Annotated in this window: 14 protein-coding genes; 5 read left to right on the top strand and 9 right to left on the bottom strand. The window is 62.9% G+C overall.

Translation table 11 applies throughout. The features are described 5' to 3' along the window. The first annotated feature begins 20 nt into the window (after window positions 1-20). The gene (locus ACRAWE_RS01725) at window positions 21-827 is read left to right on the top strand and encodes an ABC transporter ATP-binding protein (RefSeq protein WP_004936408.1); all 807 of its coding nucleotides are present in this window, start codon (window positions 21-23) and stop codon (window positions 825-827) included. Window positions 828-855: 28 nt separating this feature from the next. On the opposite strand, the gene ACRAWE_RS01720 is transcribed toward ACRAWE_RS01725, so the two are convergent. From ACRAWE_RS01720 to budA, 3 genes are all read right to left on the bottom strand, one after another. Continuing rightward, a complete protein-coding gene (locus ACRAWE_RS01720; RefSeq protein WP_019453834.1) occupies window positions 856-2,442 on the bottom strand; it encodes an ABC transporter substrate-binding protein in 1,587 nt (528 codons plus the stop codon). A 140-nt stretch (window positions 2,443-2,582) separates the two neighbouring features. After that, the gene (alsS, locus tag ACRAWE_RS01715; protein ID WP_019453835.1) at window positions 2,583-4,268 is read right to left on the bottom strand and encodes an acetolactate synthase AlsS; all 1,686 of its coding nucleotides are present in this window, start codon (window positions 4,266-4,268) and stop codon (window positions 2,583-2,585) included. A gap of 32 nt (window positions 4,269-4,300) precedes the next feature. Next, on the bottom strand, window positions 4,301-5,080 hold the full coding sequence (gene budA, locus ACRAWE_RS01710) for an acetolactate decarboxylase (protein ID WP_004936416.1): 780 nt from the start codon (window positions 5,078-5,080) through the stop codon (window positions 4,301-4,303). 451 nt (window positions 5,081-5,531) lie between these two features. On the opposite strand from budA, the gene ACRAWE_RS01705 reads away from it, so the two are divergent. Continuing rightward, window positions 5,532-6,434 (top strand): LysR family transcriptional regulator, encoded by a 903-nt coding sequence (locus ACRAWE_RS01705; protein ID WP_019453836.1) that lies wholly within the window; start codon window positions 5,532-5,534, stop codon window positions 6,432-6,434. Here ACRAWE_RS01705 and eutC read toward each other — a convergent pair. After that, window positions 6,413-7,204 carry an ethanolamine ammonia-lyase subunit EutC gene (eutC, locus tag ACRAWE_RS01700; RefSeq protein WP_019453837.1) on the bottom strand — a complete coding sequence of 264 codons (792 nt, stop codon included), beginning with the start codon at window positions 7,202-7,204 and terminating at the stop codon, window positions 6,413-6,415. The two genes, ACRAWE_RS01705 and eutC, sit on opposite strands and share 22 nt — an antisense overlap. Beyond that, window positions 7,201-8,586, bottom strand: a complete 1,386-nt coding sequence (locus ACRAWE_RS01695; RefSeq protein ID WP_432524559.1) for an ethanolamine ammonia-lyase subunit EutB — start codon at window positions 8,584-8,586, stop codon at window positions 7,201-7,203. The genes eutC and ACRAWE_RS01695 overlap by 4 nt, the downstream gene beginning before the upstream one ends. A 159-nt stretch (window positions 8,587-8,745) precedes the next feature. Between ACRAWE_RS01695 and ACRAWE_RS01690 the strand changes: the two genes are divergently transcribed. Together ACRAWE_RS01690 and ACRAWE_RS01685 are read left to right on the top strand one after the other, a co-directional pair. Next, window positions 8,746-9,294 carry a nucleotidyltransferase family protein gene (locus tag ACRAWE_RS01690; RefSeq protein ID WP_432524557.1) on the top strand — a complete coding sequence of 183 codons (549 nt, stop codon included), beginning with the start codon at window positions 8,746-8,748 and terminating at the stop codon, window positions 9,292-9,294. Window positions 9,295-9,346: 52 nt separating this feature from the next. Further along, window positions 9,347-9,814 carry a FlxA-like family protein gene (locus ACRAWE_RS01685; protein ID WP_019453840.1) on the top strand — a complete coding sequence of 156 codons (468 nt, stop codon included), beginning with the start codon at window positions 9,347-9,349 and terminating at the stop codon, window positions 9,812-9,814. A gap of 1 nt (window position 9,815) precedes the next feature. Here the strand turns inward: ACRAWE_RS01685 and ACRAWE_RS01680 are convergent, their stop codons facing one another. Continuing rightward, window positions 9,816-10,736, bottom strand: coding sequence for a LysR family transcriptional regulator (locus ACRAWE_RS01680; protein ID WP_019453841.1), 921 nt, complete (start codon window positions 10,734-10,736; stop codon window positions 9,816-9,818). Window positions 10,737-10,833: 97 nt separating this feature from the next. Between ACRAWE_RS01680 and ACRAWE_RS01675 the strand changes: the two genes are divergently transcribed. Beyond that, entirely contained in the window at window positions 10,834-11,826 is a 993-nt protein-coding gene (locus ACRAWE_RS01675; RefSeq protein WP_019453842.1) for a bile acid:sodium symporter family protein, read from the top strand. Window positions 11,827-11,853: 27 nt separating this feature from the next. On the opposite strand, the gene ACRAWE_RS01670 is transcribed toward ACRAWE_RS01675, so the two are convergent. From ACRAWE_RS01670 to zipA, 3 genes are all read right to left on the bottom strand, one after another. After that, window positions 11,854-12,069, bottom strand: coding sequence for a DUF3820 family protein (locus ACRAWE_RS01670; RefSeq protein ID WP_342168960.1), 216 nt, complete (start codon window positions 12,067-12,069; stop codon window positions 11,854-11,856). Next, window positions 12,069-14,090, bottom strand: coding sequence for an NAD-dependent DNA ligase LigA (gene ligA, locus ACRAWE_RS01665; RefSeq protein ID WP_025160149.1), 2,022 nt, complete (start codon window positions 14,088-14,090; stop codon window positions 12,069-12,071). Before ligA ends, ACRAWE_RS01670 begins: the two co-directional genes overlap by 1 nt. A gap of 79 nt (window positions 14,091-14,169) precedes the next feature. After that, entirely contained in the window at window positions 14,170-15,195 is a 1,026-nt protein-coding gene (gene zipA / locus ACRAWE_RS01660) for a cell division protein ZipA (RefSeq protein ID WP_063919828.1), read from the bottom strand. Between the last annotated feature and the right edge of the window lie 113 nt (window positions 15,196-15,308).

Below are 15,308 nucleotides of genomic sequence, written 5' to 3'. Positions count from 1 at the left end.
TAATGAAGAGTGATAATGCCATGAGCCACCGCCTGCACGCCTCGCACCTGAAGCTGGGCTACGACAATAAAATCATCGCTGACGATCTGAGCGTGGCGATCCCCGACGGCGCCTTCACGGTGATCGTCGGGCCGAACGCCTGCGGAAAATCGACGCTGTTGCGCGCCCTGTGCCGCCTGCTGAAACCCAGCGCCGGCGAGGTGATGCTGGACGGCAAGAACATCAGCAGCTTCGCCACCAAGGCGCTGGCGCGCGAGCTTGGCCTGCTGCCGCAAACCTCGATCGCGCCGGACAGCATCACCGTGGCGGACCTGGTGTCGCGCGGCCGCTATCCGCACCAAAGCCTGCTGAAACAGTGGACGCAGGCCGACAAACAGGCGGTGGAAGCTGCCATGGCGGCCACCAACGTCAGCCAACTGGCGGACCGCAGCGTCGACGAACTGTCCGGCGGGCAGCGTCAGCGCGTCTGGGTGGCGATGGCGCTGGCACAGCAAACCCCGCTGCTGCTGCTGGATGAGCCGACTACCTATCTGGACATCGCACACCAGATCGAGCTGCTGGATCTGTTCCGCCAGCTCAACCGCGAGCGCGGTCAAACCCTAATCGCGGTGCTGCACGATCTCAACCACGCCTGCCGCTATGCCGATCACATCATCGCCATGCGCGACGGCAAGATCGTGGCGGAAGGGAAACCGGCGGAGATCATCACCGCCGAACTGGTGGAGCGGGTGTTCGGCATGCCGTGCATGATCATCGACGATCCGCTGTCCCACACGCCGCTGGTGATCCCGCGCGGCCGCTACCACTGCGACGCGCCGCAAGCATGAAAAAGGCCGGGTTAACCCGGCCTTTTCGTTATTTCTCCAGCGACACCTGCTTGAAGATGTGTTTGCCGAATGGGTCGATTTCGTAGCCTTTTACTTCCTTGCGCACCGGTTCGAAGATAGTCGAGTGCGCGATCATCAGCGCCGGCATCTGATCGTGCATCATCACCTGCGCCTGCTGGTACATCGCCACCCGTTTGGCGTGATCGTTCTCTTCGCGCGCCTGCAGGATCAGCTGGTCGAACGGTTTGTAGCACCATTTCGCCGAGTTGGAGCCGCCGAGCGAAGCGCAGGTGAACAGCGGGCCGAAGAAGTTGTCCGGATCGCCGTTGGCGGTGGTCCAACCCATCAACGCGGTCTGGTGTTCGCCGTTTTTAATCCGCTGCAAATATTCTCCCCACTCGAAGGTGACGATGTGGGCGCGCACGCCGATTTTGGCCCAGTCGGCCTGAATCATCTCCGCCATGCGCTTGGCGTTGGGATTATAGGGCCGCTGCACCGGCATCGCCCACAGATCGATGTCGAACCCCTGGCCCAGCCCGGCCTCCTGCAACAGCTGCTTCGCCCGCTCCGGCGAATACGGATAGTCTTCAAGCTGCGCGTTGCTGCCCCATTGGGTCGGCGGCAGCAGGTTTTTGGCCGGCTGGCCGGCGCCGTGGAACACCGCATCGATGATCGCCGGTTTGTTGACCGCCAGCGCCAACGCCTGGCGCACCTTGACGTTATCCAACGGTTTCTTCTGGGTGTTGAAGGCCAGGAAGCCGATATTCAAGCCGGATTTTTCCATCACCTGGATGTTGCCGTCCTGCCGCATGCGCGCCAGATCCGCCGGATTGGGGAACGGCATCACCTGGCACTCGTTTTTTTGCAGCTTGGCGTAACGCACCGCCGCATCCGGCGTGATCGAGAACACCAGCCGGTCTATCTGCGGTTTACCTTCCCAGTAGCGATCGAACGCCTTGTAGAGGATTTTCGCGTCCTTCTGGTACTGCACCAGTTGGAACGGCCCGGTGCCGATCGGATCGTTGTCCACCCGCTGTGGCGTGCCGGCCTTCAGCATCGCGTCGGCATATTCCGCCGAAAAAAGGGTGGCGAAGTACATGCCCAGATCGGCGACGAACGGCGCCTCGGCGCGGGAGAGCTCAAAGCGCACGGTGTGGTCGTCCACCTTGACGATCCGGTCGATCAGCGTACCGAACTCCATCGACTCGAAGTTGGTGTAGGCGCCGTTGGAGACGTTGTGATAAGGGTTGTTGGCGTCCTTCTGGCGCATAAACGAGAAGATGACGTCGTCGGCGTTGAAATCGCGGGTGGGCGTAAAATATTTATTGCTCTGGAATGCCACGCCCTTGCGCAGATGGAAGGTATAGCGCTTGCCGTCCTCGCTCACCTCCCAGCTTTCCGCCAGGCTGGGTTGCAGCTCGACGGTGCCGGGTTTGAAATCCACCAGCCGGTTGTAGATCGCCGCTGAACTGGCGTCTACCGTGGTGCCGGAGGTGAACAGCTGCGGGTTGAAGCCTTCCGGTGAGCCTTCGGAACAGTAGACCAGCGTATTGGCCCGCGCGCCGCCGGCAATCGCCAACGCCAGCAGCCCGATCGTTATTGCTTTTCTTTTCATTGCGCTATCCCCAGTGGTGAAAAAACAGCCCAACGGATAGCAATAAATCATGCAGTTAGCGATGTAAAGGACAAATTCCGCGCATAAAAACGGGCAGGCGCGCAAGCGGCCTGCCCCGGTGAAACCGCGCGATGATGAAATTAAATCATCTGGCTGAAGTTCATCTGCGCCATCAGCTTATAGTTGTCGGCATAGTCGACCGGAATGGCCACCACCACCGGCCCCTGGATCGCCATCGCCTTGCGCAGCATCGGCCGCAGATCGTCCACCGACTGTACGGCGAAACCGACCGCGCCGCAGGATTCCGCGTAGGCCTTGAAGTCAATCGGCCCGAACTCCACGCCGGATTTGCGCTGGTATTTGTTCACCTCCTGCATCTCCACCATGTTGTAGGCGTTATCCACCCAGATGACGTGCACGATGTTGTTTTTCAGCCGCACCGCGGTCTCCAGCTCCATGCTCGACTGCATGAACCCGCCGTCGCCGGAGATCGACACCACCTTGTCGCCGGGGCGTACCAACGCCGCGCCGATGGCCCACGGCAACGCCACCCCCATGGTTTGCTGGCCGTTGGAGATCAACAGCTGGCGGGCGCGGAAGCTGTAAAGATAGCGGGCGATCCAGATGTGGAAGCTGCCCATGTCCACGCACAGCGTCACGTCGTCGCTGACGATGTCCTGCAGCTCCTTGACGATGCGCAGCGGGTGGATCGGCATACCGCCGCGCCGCGCGGCGCGCTCCGCCAGTTCAGTGCGTTGACGGCCGAGATCGGTGAGGATCAGTTCCACCTCGGGCGGCACGCAGACAGCCTCACTGAACGCTTCGGTCATCATGTTCAGCGTGGCGCTGATGTTGCCCACCAGCTCGACGTCCGGCCGATAGCAGGTATCGATGTCCGCCGGCAGCACGTCGAGATGCACCAGCTTCAGCCGCCCGTGGCTGTTCCACATGCAAGGATCGTATTCGATCGGATCATAGCCGACGCTCACCACCAGATCGGCCTTCTGCAGCAACTGATCGGCCGGCTGGTTGTTGAACAGACCGACGCGGCCGGCAAAACGGGCGAAGTGATTGACGTCGATCACTCCCGCCGCCTGATAGGTGCCGACCACCGGCATATGGGTGCGGTACAGCAGATGGCGCACCGCCTCGCTGTTCTCCGGCCGGCTGGCCTGCAAACCGAGCAGCAATACCGGGCATTTGGCCTGGCGGATCAGCTTCACCGCCGCCTGAATGTCGTCCGCCGCCGCGGCCCCCATGCGCGGCAAGCGGCAGCCGGCCAGCACCGGCGCCGTGACCGGTTCATTGACGATATCCATCGGCAGGCTGACGAACGACGCCCCCGGGCGGCCGAACTCGGCGCGGCGGAAGGCGTTGGCGATCACCTCGGAAATCGCCGAGCCGGCGTGCACTTCGGCGCAATACTTGGTCACCGGCCGGAACATGCTGACGGTATCCATGCTCTGGTGCGTCTGCTTCAGGCTGTCGGCGCGCTTCACCGCTCCGCCGAAGGCCACCACCGCATCCCCTTCCGAGGTGGCGGTGGCCAGCCCGGTGATCAGGTTGGAACTGCCCGGCCCGGAGGTGACCAGCGCCACCCCGGCCTTGCCGGTCAGGCGGCCGACCGCCGCCGCCATAAAGGCCGCGTTGGCCTCATGCCGCACCACCACTGTTTCGATCGACGGTGCGTCCTCCAGCGAATCGAACACCCGGTCTATCTTGGCGCCCGGAATGCCGAAAACGTGTTTGACGCCCTGCGCCTCCAGGTTTTTCACCACCAAATCGGCGCCGCATTGCCAGTCATTGCCTGTTTTTTCCTGTGCCATGGTTCCACCTCCTAAGAAAACGATCGCCGGGGTTAGCCCTCGGCGGAACGAATCGCGCGGTCCAAATCCTCTGGGCAGAGGTTGGCGCGCAAGAAATCCGCATCATGCGGCAACTGAAGATTCAGACGGGTGATGACGCCGAACTGCAGGCGGCCGTGATCGAGCTGGTAATCCAGCACGTGGCCGCCGCCGCTGCGGTCGTCGGTAACGAAATGTTCGTGATAGCCGGCCACGCCGATGCCCTGCATGTAATCCGGCGAGCGGAAACCGACCAGCGTGCCGCGCCGCTGATGGAACGAGAAGGTCGGCTGCTCTTCTATCGCTTCCAGCATCGGGCGATAGGGCCGTTCCTGACGCGGCACGGTGCGGGTTTCCACATGGCTGAACTCGCCATCAACCCTTACCGCGCAAAACAGGTTCGGCGAGGCGACCTGCTCGTCGATGCACTGGTGCAGCTGCGCCTTGGTGATTGGCCGGTCGAACTGCTGGCTGATGCTGGGCTGGAAAAAGGTGACGACGGCGAAAGGGGTTTTCTGTTGCAGACCGGCTGGGCGGGCGCTGCCGTCGGCGCGCAGCTGGTGTATTTCCTGGTCGAAGGCGATCAGTTCGCCATCCAGATGATTGAAGGTGCCGAGGCCGAAATCGCCGTGTTTGAGCAGCTCGGCAATGGTGGTTTCGCCCTCGTAGACCCCGTCAATGAGCGCGCTCATCAGCGAGATTTGATAGATTTCGCCCTCCCCGGCGTTGATCGACTGCCTGGCGAAACCCTGCGCCAAATGGCGCGCACAGGAACACCCGTGTTTTTCATTCATGACTAACTCCTCCACCAGCGCGGAATCGCGGTTCCGCGCGTTCAAAAGACCCACCGGCGGTGAGCCAAGATGCCGCCCAGGTCGCGTTCATCAGTTGGAACGATTCAGCCTGAGGCGACAAAAAAACCGGCACGGCTGGCCGGCCGATATCCAGAACTCACGGCATAATGCGTGACAGTAAAGGCTCACTAATCATTAATACCGAGTCGGATATCAAATTGAACGGTTAATCTGGTGTTGGAGCGACAATCAACTCCGCAGGCGGCTCGTGCAGCCTGGGAAAAACATCTGTTATTTAGTGCTAAGCGCCGCGAGGTTTATGCGTTTTCTCTCTATACGGCCGGGATGCGGCGGCGTTGAAGCCCGCCGTCAACCCGCAGCCAGAGTAGCCGCAGCGCCGCCGACAGAGAAGCGGGTATTCATAAGAAACGCTTTTGCATATAATGCAAAAATGAATGACGCCCGTTATGTTGAACATCTACCGATCTTTCTCGACGTGGCCCGCCTGGGCAGCTTTTCCGCCGCCGCACGCCGGTTGGGCATGGTGCCCTCCTCGCTGGTGCGCCATATCGACGCGCTGGAAAGCGCGCTCGGCGCCGCGCTGTTCGTCCGCTCCACCCGTGGGCTGCTGCTGACCGACGCCGGCGAGCTGCTGCTGACGCGCGCCGCCGCGCTGATGACGGACATTACCGGTATTCACGCCGAGCTGAGCGCGTTGAACGAAACGCCGCAGGGCACGCTGCGCATCAGCTGTCTGCCGACCTTCGGCAAAACCTATGTGTTGCCGTTGCTGCCGACACTGACAGAGCGCTATCCGCAGCTGTGGATCGATCTCGATCTGACCGAACGCCAGACCGATCCGACGCAGGAACCGCTGGACGCCGCCATCCGTATCGGCGAGCAGAAGGACAGCGCGCTGTACGCCAGCCGTATCGCCACCCAACGCTGGGTTATGTGCGCCAGCCCCGCCTACGTCGCGCGCTATGGTCTGCCGACCGATCTGGAGGCGCTGCCGCAGCACCGGCTGATCGCCCGCTACCACAAACAGCAGCCGGCCTGTTGGGCGCAGATCCTCGACGCGGCGCTGATGAGCCGCTGCACCATGGCGCTGCGCTGCGACGATTTCACCGCGCAGCGTCAGGCCGCGCTGCTCGGCCTGGGCATCGCTTTTCTACCCAACTGGGTGGTGGGGCCGGACGTGCAGAACGGACAACTGGTGCAGATGCTGGAAGATCCGCGCCATGAGCAGCAAGGCATCTACCTGCTGCGGCCAATGGCGAAGGTATCAGCCCGGCTGGCGGCCTTCACAGCCCTGCTGCAGCAAACCATCGGTCAGCCGCCCAGTTGGGCGTAAAGCGGCGTGACCCGATTGTGCAGCGCCGGGTTATCGCTCTCGTCCTTCAGCTCGATGCCGGTCAATCGCCGCTGAAACGCCTGCTCCAGCAGCCAGGCCAGGCGGAACGCCGCCTGCGGATAATCCAGCCCCTCAGGCCGCACGTTGGAGATGCAGTTGCGCTCAGAGTCTCTTCTGTGCGAGTTCGGCTCCCAGGTCAAATAGACGCCCAGGCTGTCCGGCGACGACAGCCCCGGCCGTTCGCCGATCAGTACCGCCACCGCCCGGGCTTGCAGGCATTCGCCGATCTCATCCCCCAGCGCCACCCGCGCCTGATGCGCCAGCGCCACCGGCGCGACGGCCAGCCCCAGCGTCTCGAGATAGGGCAACAGCGCCTGCAGCAACGGCAGCGCCTGGCGATGCACCGCCTTGGAGGAGAGGCCGTCCGCCACCACCAGTAACAAATCGATGCGGCGCGGCGGCAGACCGAGCAGCAGGCTGCGGCTGTCCGGCGCCAGTCGCCGCCCCAGATCCGGCCGACGCAGGTAGGCGGCGCGGTCAGCAGCCTGGCTGCGCACCGCCAGCGAGGGCCAACCGGCCTCGTGCAGATCCGCCGCCAGCCGCTCGCTGTCGAAAGGCTGATGCACCGCGTCGCGCGCCTGGGCATGGGCCAGGCCGAAGCGCAGCAGCTCGTCGGTCGGCAGGCTGGCGCCGGTGCGCCCCAGCGCGATGCGCGCATCGGTAAAGGCGCGCAGCGCATCCCAGCTGTTGACGTGTACCGGTTTGCTCATGTGCGTTCTCCCTGCAGCGCCAGCAACAGCGGGTGATTGGCGGCGGCGTCGCGCAGCCGCCCGAGCTCGTCGGTGATGTTCATCGCCACCAGCCAGGCGGCGAATTCCGGCGCGTGTTTCAGCCCCAGTAGCTCGCGGATATAAAGCGCATCATGGAACGAGGTGCTTTGGTAGTTAAGCATGATATCGTCCGCGCCCGGCACGCCGATCAGGAACGTCAGCCCGGCGGCGGCCAACAGCGTCAGCAAGGTATCCATGTCGTCCTGATCGGCTTCGGCGTGGTTGGTATAGCAGACGTCGCAGCCCAGCGGCAGGCCGAGCAGCTTGCCGCAGAAGTGGTCCTCCAGCCCGGCGCGGATGATTTGTTTGCCGTCATACAGATACTCCGGGCCGATAAACCCCACTACGGTGTTGATCAGCAGCGGCGAAAAATGGCGCGCCACCGCATAGGCGCGTGCCTCGCAGGTTTGCTGATCGACGCCGTGATGCGCGTTGGCCGACAGGCAACTGCCCTGCCCGGTTTCGAAATACATCACGTTATCGCCCAATGTGCCGCGCTTGAGGCTCAGCGCCGCCTGCTGCGCCTCCGCCAGCAGCGCCAGACTGATGCCGAAACCGCGGTTGGCCGCCTCGGTGCCGGCGATCGACTGAAACACCAGATCCACCGGCGTGCCGCGCTCCATCAGCCGCAGCGTGTTGGTCACGTGGGTCAGCACGCAGGATTGGGTGGGAATGGCGAAGCGCTGGATCACATCGTCCAGCATGTAGTTGAGTTTTTCCAGCAGCGGCAGGCTGTCGCTGGCCGGGTTGATACCGACCACCGCGTCGCCGCTGCCATACAGCAGGCCGTCCAGCATGCTGGCGGCGATGCCCTGCAGGCTGTCGGTCGGGTGATTGGGCTGCAGCCGCACGCTGAGGTGGCCCGGCAGGCCGATCGTATTGCGAAAACGCGTCACCACTCGGCATTTCTTCGCCACCAGGATCAGATCCTGATTGCGCATGATCTTGCTGACCGCCGCCGCCATCTCCGGCGTTATGCCGGCGGCCACCTGCGCCAGCATGGCGCTGTCCGCCTGCTCGCTCAGCAGCCAGTCGCGAAAATCGCCGACCGTGAGGTGCGAGATGGGCGCAAAGGCGACGGCATCGTGGCTGTCGATAATCAGGCGCGTCACCTCGTCCTGTTCGTACGGCACCAGCGGCTGCTGCAGGAACGCCTTGAGCGGCAGATCCGCCAGCGCGATGCGCGCCGCCATGCGCTCTTCGGCGCTTTGCGCTGCCACTTCCGCCAGATAATCGCCGGAACGCGCCGGCGAAGCCTTCGCCATCAGCTGGCGCAGGTCGCCGAAGCGATAACCGCGTTGGCCCAACGTTGCCTGATACATAGCCCCCTCCCTTGCCCTGCGTGACGAGATACAAGCCCTGCACCAAGTGTAGTCAGCGGGAGAAGAAAATTATTTTGCCGGCGATCGCCGCCATCATGCTTTCCCCCATTTCACCCACCGCCGCTTCGGGTTACAGTAGCCGCGAAAACGGGAGGGATGATGGATCCGCAACGGCAAATTATCGAATGGCTGCAACAAGATAACACTCGCATGGCGGCCCTGCGCACCGTGCGCAGGCTCGGCCTGAATGACTGGTGCCTCGGCGCCGGCTTTGTACGCAATCTGGTGTGGGACCGGCGGCATGGCTACGCCGTGGCGACGCCGCTCAACGATATCGACGTGATTCATTTCGATGCGGAGCGTGCGCAGGCCGAACGCGATCGCATGCTGGAAGCACGTTTGCAACAGTGGCTGCCGCAGCCGTGGTCGGTCAAGAACCAGGCGCGCATGCACCTGCGCAGCGGCCGGGCGCCCTACCACAACAGCGAAGAGGCCATCAGCTTCTGGACCGAAGTGGAAACGGCGATCGGCGCACGCCTGAACGCCGACGACAGCATCACGCTGGTGGCCCCCTTCGGGCTCGCGGCGCTGTTCAACGACACCATCACCTTCAACGTGAAAAACGGCGACCGCGCCGCCTATGCCCAGCGGGTGCTCGACAAAGGCTGGCTGCTGCGCTGGCCGCATCTGCGGCAGGTAAAGATTTAGCCGCCGCTGCCGATACCCTGAACAGCGATATACCGACTCAGGGAGAGCATCCATGTCGACCACCATCACCATGATAGTACCGATCAAAAATACCGTTCCCGGCGTCAGCAACGTGTTCAGCGCGCCGGGCCATCAGGGCGAACTGCTGATGGCCAAACCGGTCAACAACCAGCCGCAAGGCGGCAAGATGGAGAAAAACGAACGCGCCAACGGCAATGACGAACCGGTCAACCTCAACGAAAGCCGCGCCTCGGCCCGCATCAAGGCGCTGAACCGGCAGATTCAGGCGCTGCAGCAAAAGTTGGTGGAGCTAAAGGACTCCGACGCCGATCCTAAGGAAATCGAAAAGCAGAAGCAGCTGATCGAAGCGCAGATCAAGATGTTGCAGGCAGAAATCGCCCGCATCCAGAAAGAAGAAATGGAAAAGCAGCAGCAGGAGCAGATGGCAAAAGCCGCGGCGCAATCCGGCGACGGCGTAAACCGCCCAACGCCGCTCAACGCTGTGGACGTCTATATCTGAGTCAATATTCCGCGTTTTCCTGCCGGCGCTGTTGCAGCAGCGCCGCCTGCTGACGCGCCACCTGCCAGATGGCCTCCGCCGCCGGCGTCAGCGAACGGTTCTTGCGCCGCACCAGCATCAGAGCACGGTTGATCTCCGGCACCAGCCGCCGCACCCGGAGCCGCCCCCCTTCCGGCAGCGGCAACGCCAACGCCGGGAAAATGCTGATGCCGATCCCCTCCGCCACCATCGGGAACAGCGTCGCCGGATGGCCGATTTCCTGCACTACCTGCGCCTCCACGCCCTGCTGTCTCAGCGCGCTGTCGATCAGCGGTCGGCTGCCCGACGCATAGTCCTGCAACACCAGGCGGCAACCGTTCAGCGCCGACCAATGTACCGCCTGTTGCGCCGCGAACGGATGATCGTCGCGGCACAGCAACAGGAACGGCTCGTGCAGCACCGCTTCGCACTCCAGATCCACCGCCTGTACCGGATCGACCACGATGCCGAAATCCACCTCCGCGTTGCGTACGCTGTGCAGCACCTGCTGCTGCGCCTGATCGCGCAGCATGATGCGGATCTCCGGGTATTCGCGCTCACCGGCGGCGATGCACTGCGGCATCAGATGGGCGGAAATGGTTTGGCTCGTCGCCACCCGCACCGTGCCGCTGCGCTGTACGCCAAAGCTGCGCGCATCCAGCAACGCGGCCTGCAGTTCGTCCAGCAGCCGCTCGACCCGGTTGGCCAGCCGCAGGCCGGCGTCGGTCAGCACCACTTCACGCGTGGTGCGATCCAGCAGGCGCACGCCGACCTCTGCTTCCAGCTCTTTCACGCTGTGGCTGACCGCCGATTGCGTCAGACCAATCGCCTCACCGGCGCGGCTGAAACTGCCGTGGCGAGCGATGGCGACGAACACCCGCAGCTGTTTGAGTGAGTAATTCATGTGTTTTATTCATATATGAATTAAATAAATCAATTTAATTATTATATGCTCACGCGGGAGAATAGCCCCATCGATTTTCTACCCTGAGCGCACCGCCATGAGATTTCTGCCCGATCGTTTTACCCTGACGCTGATCGCCACCGTATTGCTGGCGTCGTTCCTGCCGGCGCGCGGCGAGTTCGTCGGCTGGCTCAACGCCCTGACCATCGCCGCCATCGCCCTGCTGTTCTTCATGCACGGCGCCAAGCTGTCGCGCGAGGCCATCCTGGCCGGTAGCAATAACTGGCGGCTGCATCTGTGGGTGATGTTCAGCACCTTCATCATTTTTCCGGCGCTGGGCATGCTGTTCGCCTGGTGGGCGCCGATCGACGTCAGCCCCGAGCTGTACGCCGGTTTCATCTACCTGTGCATCCTGCCCGCCACCGTGCAATCGGCCATCGCCTTCACCTCGCTGGCGGGCGGCAACGTGGCGGCGGCGGTGTGTAGCGCTTCCGCCTCCAGCCTGCTCGGGATCTTCGTGTCGCCGCTGCTGGTCGGCCTGCTGATGAATGTGCACGGCGATACCGGCAGCCTGCGGCAGGTCGGCTCGATCGTGCTGCAGCTGCTGGTGCCGTTCGTCGCCGGCCACCTGCTGCGGCCGCTGATCGGCGGCTGGATCGAACGCCATCGCCCGCTGATCGGCAAAACCGACCAGACCTCGATTCTGCTGGTGGTGTACGCCGCCTTCAGCGAAGCGGTGACGCACGGCATCTGGCATCAGGTCGGGCTTGGTTCGCTGGCGTTTATCGTCGGCGGCAGCATCGTGTTGCTGACGATCGTGCTGGTGGTGAACACTTACATGGCGCGTTGGCTGGGGTTCAGCAAGGCGGACGAGATCACCATCGTGTTCTGCGGCTCGAAGAAAAGCCTGGCGAACGGCATTCCGATGGCCAATATCCTGTTTCCGGCGGCTCAGGTGGGGATCATGGTGCTGCCGCTGATGGTGTTTCATCAGGTGCAGTTGATGACCTGCGCAGTGTTGGCGAAGAGGTACCAGCGTAAGCGGCAGACGCAACAGGCGGTGCCCAACGCACAGGCGTCGCGCGGGTAAAAAAAAGACGGGCCAAGGCCCGTCAGATCAGCTTTTCTTCAGCGGCTTGACCAGGTGGTCAAGCCCTTCGATTTTAATCGCCAGCGTCATCTCCATCAGCATGCCGAGCTTGCCTTTGGGGAATTCGCCTTTGCGAGCGAACCACAGCAGGTACTCTTCGGGCAGATCGATCAGCATCCGCCCCTGGTACTTGCCGAACGGCATCACGGTATTGGCGATCTCCAGTAGGTTTTCTTTTTCCATCAGTCACCCAGCAGGCGGATCATCTCCGCTTCATCGATCACCGCGATACCCAGCTCCTGCGCCTTCGCCAGCTTGGAACCGGCCGCCTCGCCGGCGATCACCAGGTCGGTTTTCTTCGATACGCTGCCGCTGACCTTGGCGCCCAGCGCCGTCAGGCGATCTTTGGCTTCGTCACGCGACAGCTGGCTCAGCGAGCCGGTCAGCACCACGGTTTTGCCGGCGAACGGGCTGTCTATCTCTTCCGCCACCACCACCACCGGCGCCGGCCAATGAATGCCGATCTCGGCACCCACCAGCTCGTTGATCACCTGCTGATTGAGCGCTTCATCGAGGAAGTTGCGGGTGTGTTTGGCCACCACTTCACCGACGTCCGGCACTTCTTTCAACGCCTCAATATCGGCGGCGAACAGCTTCTCCAGCGAACCGAAATGCGCCGCCAGGTTGGCAGCGGTCGCCTCACCGACCTCGCGAATGCCCAGCGCGTACAGGAAGCGGGCGAAGGTAGTCTGCTTGGATTTCTCCAGCGCGTTGACCAGGTTCTGCGCCGATTTCGGCCCCATGCGATCCAGGCCGGTCAGAATGCCGGCGGAAAGGCGGAACAGATCGGCCGGATTCTTCACGTACTCCTTGTCCACCAGCTGCTCAATGATCTTGTCGCCCATGCCCTCTACGTCCAGCGCGCGACGGGAAACGAAGTGCTTCAACGCCTCCTTGCGCTGCGCACCGCAGATCAGCCCGCCAGTGCAACGCGCCACGGCCTCGCCTTCCACGCGCTCAACGTCGGAACCGCACACCGGGCAATGCAGCGGGAACACCACTTCGCGCGCATCCTGCGGCCGGCGGTCTTCCAGCACCCCCACCACCTGCGGGATCACGTCGCCGGCGCGGCGCACGATCACCGTATCGCCGATGCGCAGCCCCAGACGCTCGATTTCATCGGCGTTGTGCAAGGTCGCGTTGCTGACGGTCACCCCGGCCACCAGCACCGGCTCAAGGCGGGCCACCGGCGTAATCGCGCCGGTGCGGCCAACCTGAAACTCCACTTCGCGCACCACGGTGATCTGCTCCTGCGCCGGGAATTTGAACGCCGTCGCCCAGCGCGGCGCGCGCGCCACGAAGCCCAGCGTTTCCTGCAGGTCGATGTCGTCAATCTTGATCACCACGCCGTCGATGTCGAAACCGAGCTGCGCGCGGTCCTGCTCGACCTGGCGATAAAACGCCAGCACTTCCTCGCTGCCGGTGCGACGCTGGGCGCGATCGCTGACCGGCAGACCCCAGGCTTTGAACTGCATCAGGCGCTCAAAGTGGCTGCGCGGCAGCTCGCCGCCTTCCAGCAGGCCAACGCCATAGCAGAAGAAGGTCAACGGACGTTTGGCGGCAATACGCGGATCGAGCTGACGCAGCGATCCGGCGGCGGCGTTGCGCGGATTGGCGAACACCTTGCCGTCTTTGCGCCGGGCTTCTTCGTTCATTTGCTCAAAACCGGCCTGCGGCATAAACACTTCGCCGCGCACTTCCACCCGGCGCGGGATGTTGTCGCCGGTCAGGCGCAGCGGGATGGCGCGGATGGTACGCACGTTGGCGGTGATGTTCTCACCGGTGGTGCCGTCGCCGCGCGTCGCCGCGCGCACCAGCTCGCCGTCTTCGTACAGCAGGCTGACCGCCAGGCCATCCAGCTTCAGTTCGCAGCAGAAGGTCAGCGGATCGCTGCTCTTGAGCCTATCTTGCACGCGCTTGTAAAACGCCAGGAAGCTCTCTTCGTCAAACACGTTGTCCAGCGACAGCATCGGCACTTCGTGACGCACCTGGTCGAACGCCGCCAGCGGTGCCGCGCCCACGCGCTGGGTCGGCGAATCGGCGGTGACCCACTCAGGATGCGCGCTCTCCAGCTCGCGCAGCTCGCGCATCAGACGGTCATATTCCGCATCCGGCACTTCCGGCGCATCCAGCACATGGTACTGGTATTCATGATGGCGCAATGTGGCTCGTAGTTGATTGATTTGTTGGATTATCGATTCCATGGCTCACCATCAAAGATAAAAAACCCCCGGCTAGCGGGGGCTTTGTTGTTACGGATGTTCAGTGCGCGCGGCAACCCGGTCAGGCGTTGTTTTCCAACACTTCACGGATGCGCGCTTTGTAGGTTTCCAGCTTCTGCGGCGTCATCATGCGGCGCTCGTCGTCCAGCACCACGCCGCCCACGTCGTCGGCGATGCGCTGCGCCGACTGCAGCATCAGCTTGAAGTTCTGATTGGCGTCGCCGTAAGACGGCACCATCATGAACATCGACACGCCCGGCGTGGAGAAGTCGGACATCATGTCAGGATCGAACGATCCCGGCTTGACCATGTTCGCCAGGCTGAACAGCACCGGGCCGCTGCCGGCCGGGCTGATATGGCGGTGGAAGATGCCCATCTCGCCAAACTGGAAGCCCGCCTGCAACACGCTCTGCAGCAGCACTTCGCCGCCGATCACGCCACCCTGATGGGCCGCGACGTGCAACACCAGCACGGTCTCTTTCAGCTTAGCCGGAATTGGCGCAACCGCCGGCTGTTGTGGCTGCGGCGCAGGTTCCTGCGCCGGCTTCGCTGCCGGCGCGGGCTGCACAGGGGCCGGTTCGGCGTGGAATGCCGGTTCCGCCACCTGCGGCGCCTCATGTTCATGCGGCAGATCGTCGACGCGCGGCTCACGGCGCGCGGCCGGTTGCGGTTGCTGCGGCTCGGCCTGTTCTTCGTCCGGCGCGTAGTTGTTCAGCAGGATGTCATCATACTCCGGCCGCTGAGACAGCGGAGGCGGTGTCTGATGAGCGGCCGGCTGAACGGCGCGGGGCGCTGGCGCAGCCGCCGGAGCGGGCTTCGGCGCGGCCACGGGTTCTTCGCGTGCGGCATCGAAATGGCCGAATGACGGCTCGTCTTGCGGGTGAGCGGCGCGCACGCGCACCTCACCGACGCCTTCTTCGAGATCGTCGATCGGAGTTTGTTCACGTTCCTTTTGGGAACGCTTGGCTGGGCGATCGCGGAAGAGCGCTGACCGTTCTTTGCGACTGGTCCACAGACCGTGCAATAACAGCGCTATTATGGCGATCGCGCCAACAACGATTAATATCAGACGCAAATCCTGCATCATTGCTATCTCTGTTGTTCCAATACATTGCCACCGCGGCAAACATTCACTCTTTAACTCTATTTGCCCGCGCACACAAGTGCAAGTCCGTGCTGAACTTTATGCCAATAAAGATG

The organism is Serratia sp. BFP-2025 (assembly GCF_050880365.1).
GTDB classification, from domain to species: Bacteria; Pseudomonadota; Gammaproteobacteria; order Enterobacterales; family Enterobacteriaceae; genus Serratia; species Serratia surfactantfaciens.
The sequence above is the reverse complement of the archived record's forward strand: the minus strand, read 5'-3'. Positions and strand labels throughout refer to the sequence as shown.

Coding starts and splice junctions, on each gene's coding strand:
- ACRAWE_RS01725 (WP_004936408.1), top strand. CDS start 21: ATGAGCCACCGCCTGCACGCCTCGCACCTGAAGCTGGGCTACGACAAT.
- ACRAWE_RS01720 (WP_019453834.1), bottom strand. CDS start 2,442: ATGAAAAGAAAAGCAATAACGATCGGGCTGCTGGCGTTGGCGATTGCC.
- alsS (WP_019453835.1), bottom strand. CDS start 4,268: ATGGCACAGGAAAAAACAGGCAATGACTGGCAATGCGGCGCCGATTTG.
- budA (WP_004936416.1), bottom strand. CDS start 5,080: ATGAATGAAAAACACGGGTGTTCCTGTGCGCGCCATTTGGCGCAGGGT.
- ACRAWE_RS01705 (WP_019453836.1), top strand. CDS start 5,532: ATGAATGACGCCCGTTATGTTGAACATCTACCGATCTTTCTCGACGTG.
- eutC (WP_019453837.1), bottom strand. CDS start 7,204: ATGAGCAAACCGGTACACGTCAACAGCTGGGATGCGCTGCGCGCCTTT.
- ACRAWE_RS01695 (WP_432524559.1), bottom strand. CDS start 8,586: ATGTATCAGGCAACGTTGGGCCAACGCGGTTATCGCTTCGGCGACCTG.
- ACRAWE_RS01690 (WP_432524557.1), top strand. CDS start 8,746: ATGGATCCGCAACGGCAAATTATCGAATGGCTGCAACAAGATAACACT.
- ACRAWE_RS01685 (WP_019453840.1), top strand. CDS start 9,347: ATGTCGACCACCATCACCATGATAGTACCGATCAAAAATACCGTTCCC.
- ACRAWE_RS01680 (WP_019453841.1), bottom strand. CDS start 10,736: ATGAATTACTCACTCAAACAGCTGCGGGTGTTCGTCGCCATCGCTCGC.
- ACRAWE_RS01675 (WP_019453842.1), top strand. CDS start 10,834: ATGAGATTTCTGCCCGATCGTTTTACCCTGACGCTGATCGCCACCGTA.
- ACRAWE_RS01670 (WP_342168960.1), bottom strand. CDS start 12,069: ATGGAAAAAGAAAACCTACTGGAGATCGCCAATACCGTGATGCCGTTC.
- ligA (WP_025160149.1), bottom strand. CDS start 14,090: ATGGAATCGATAATCCAACAAATCAATCAACTACGAGCCACATTGCGC.
- zipA (WP_063919828.1), bottom strand. CDS start 15,195: ATGATGCAGGATTTGCGTCTGATATTAATCGTTGTTGGCGCGATCGCC.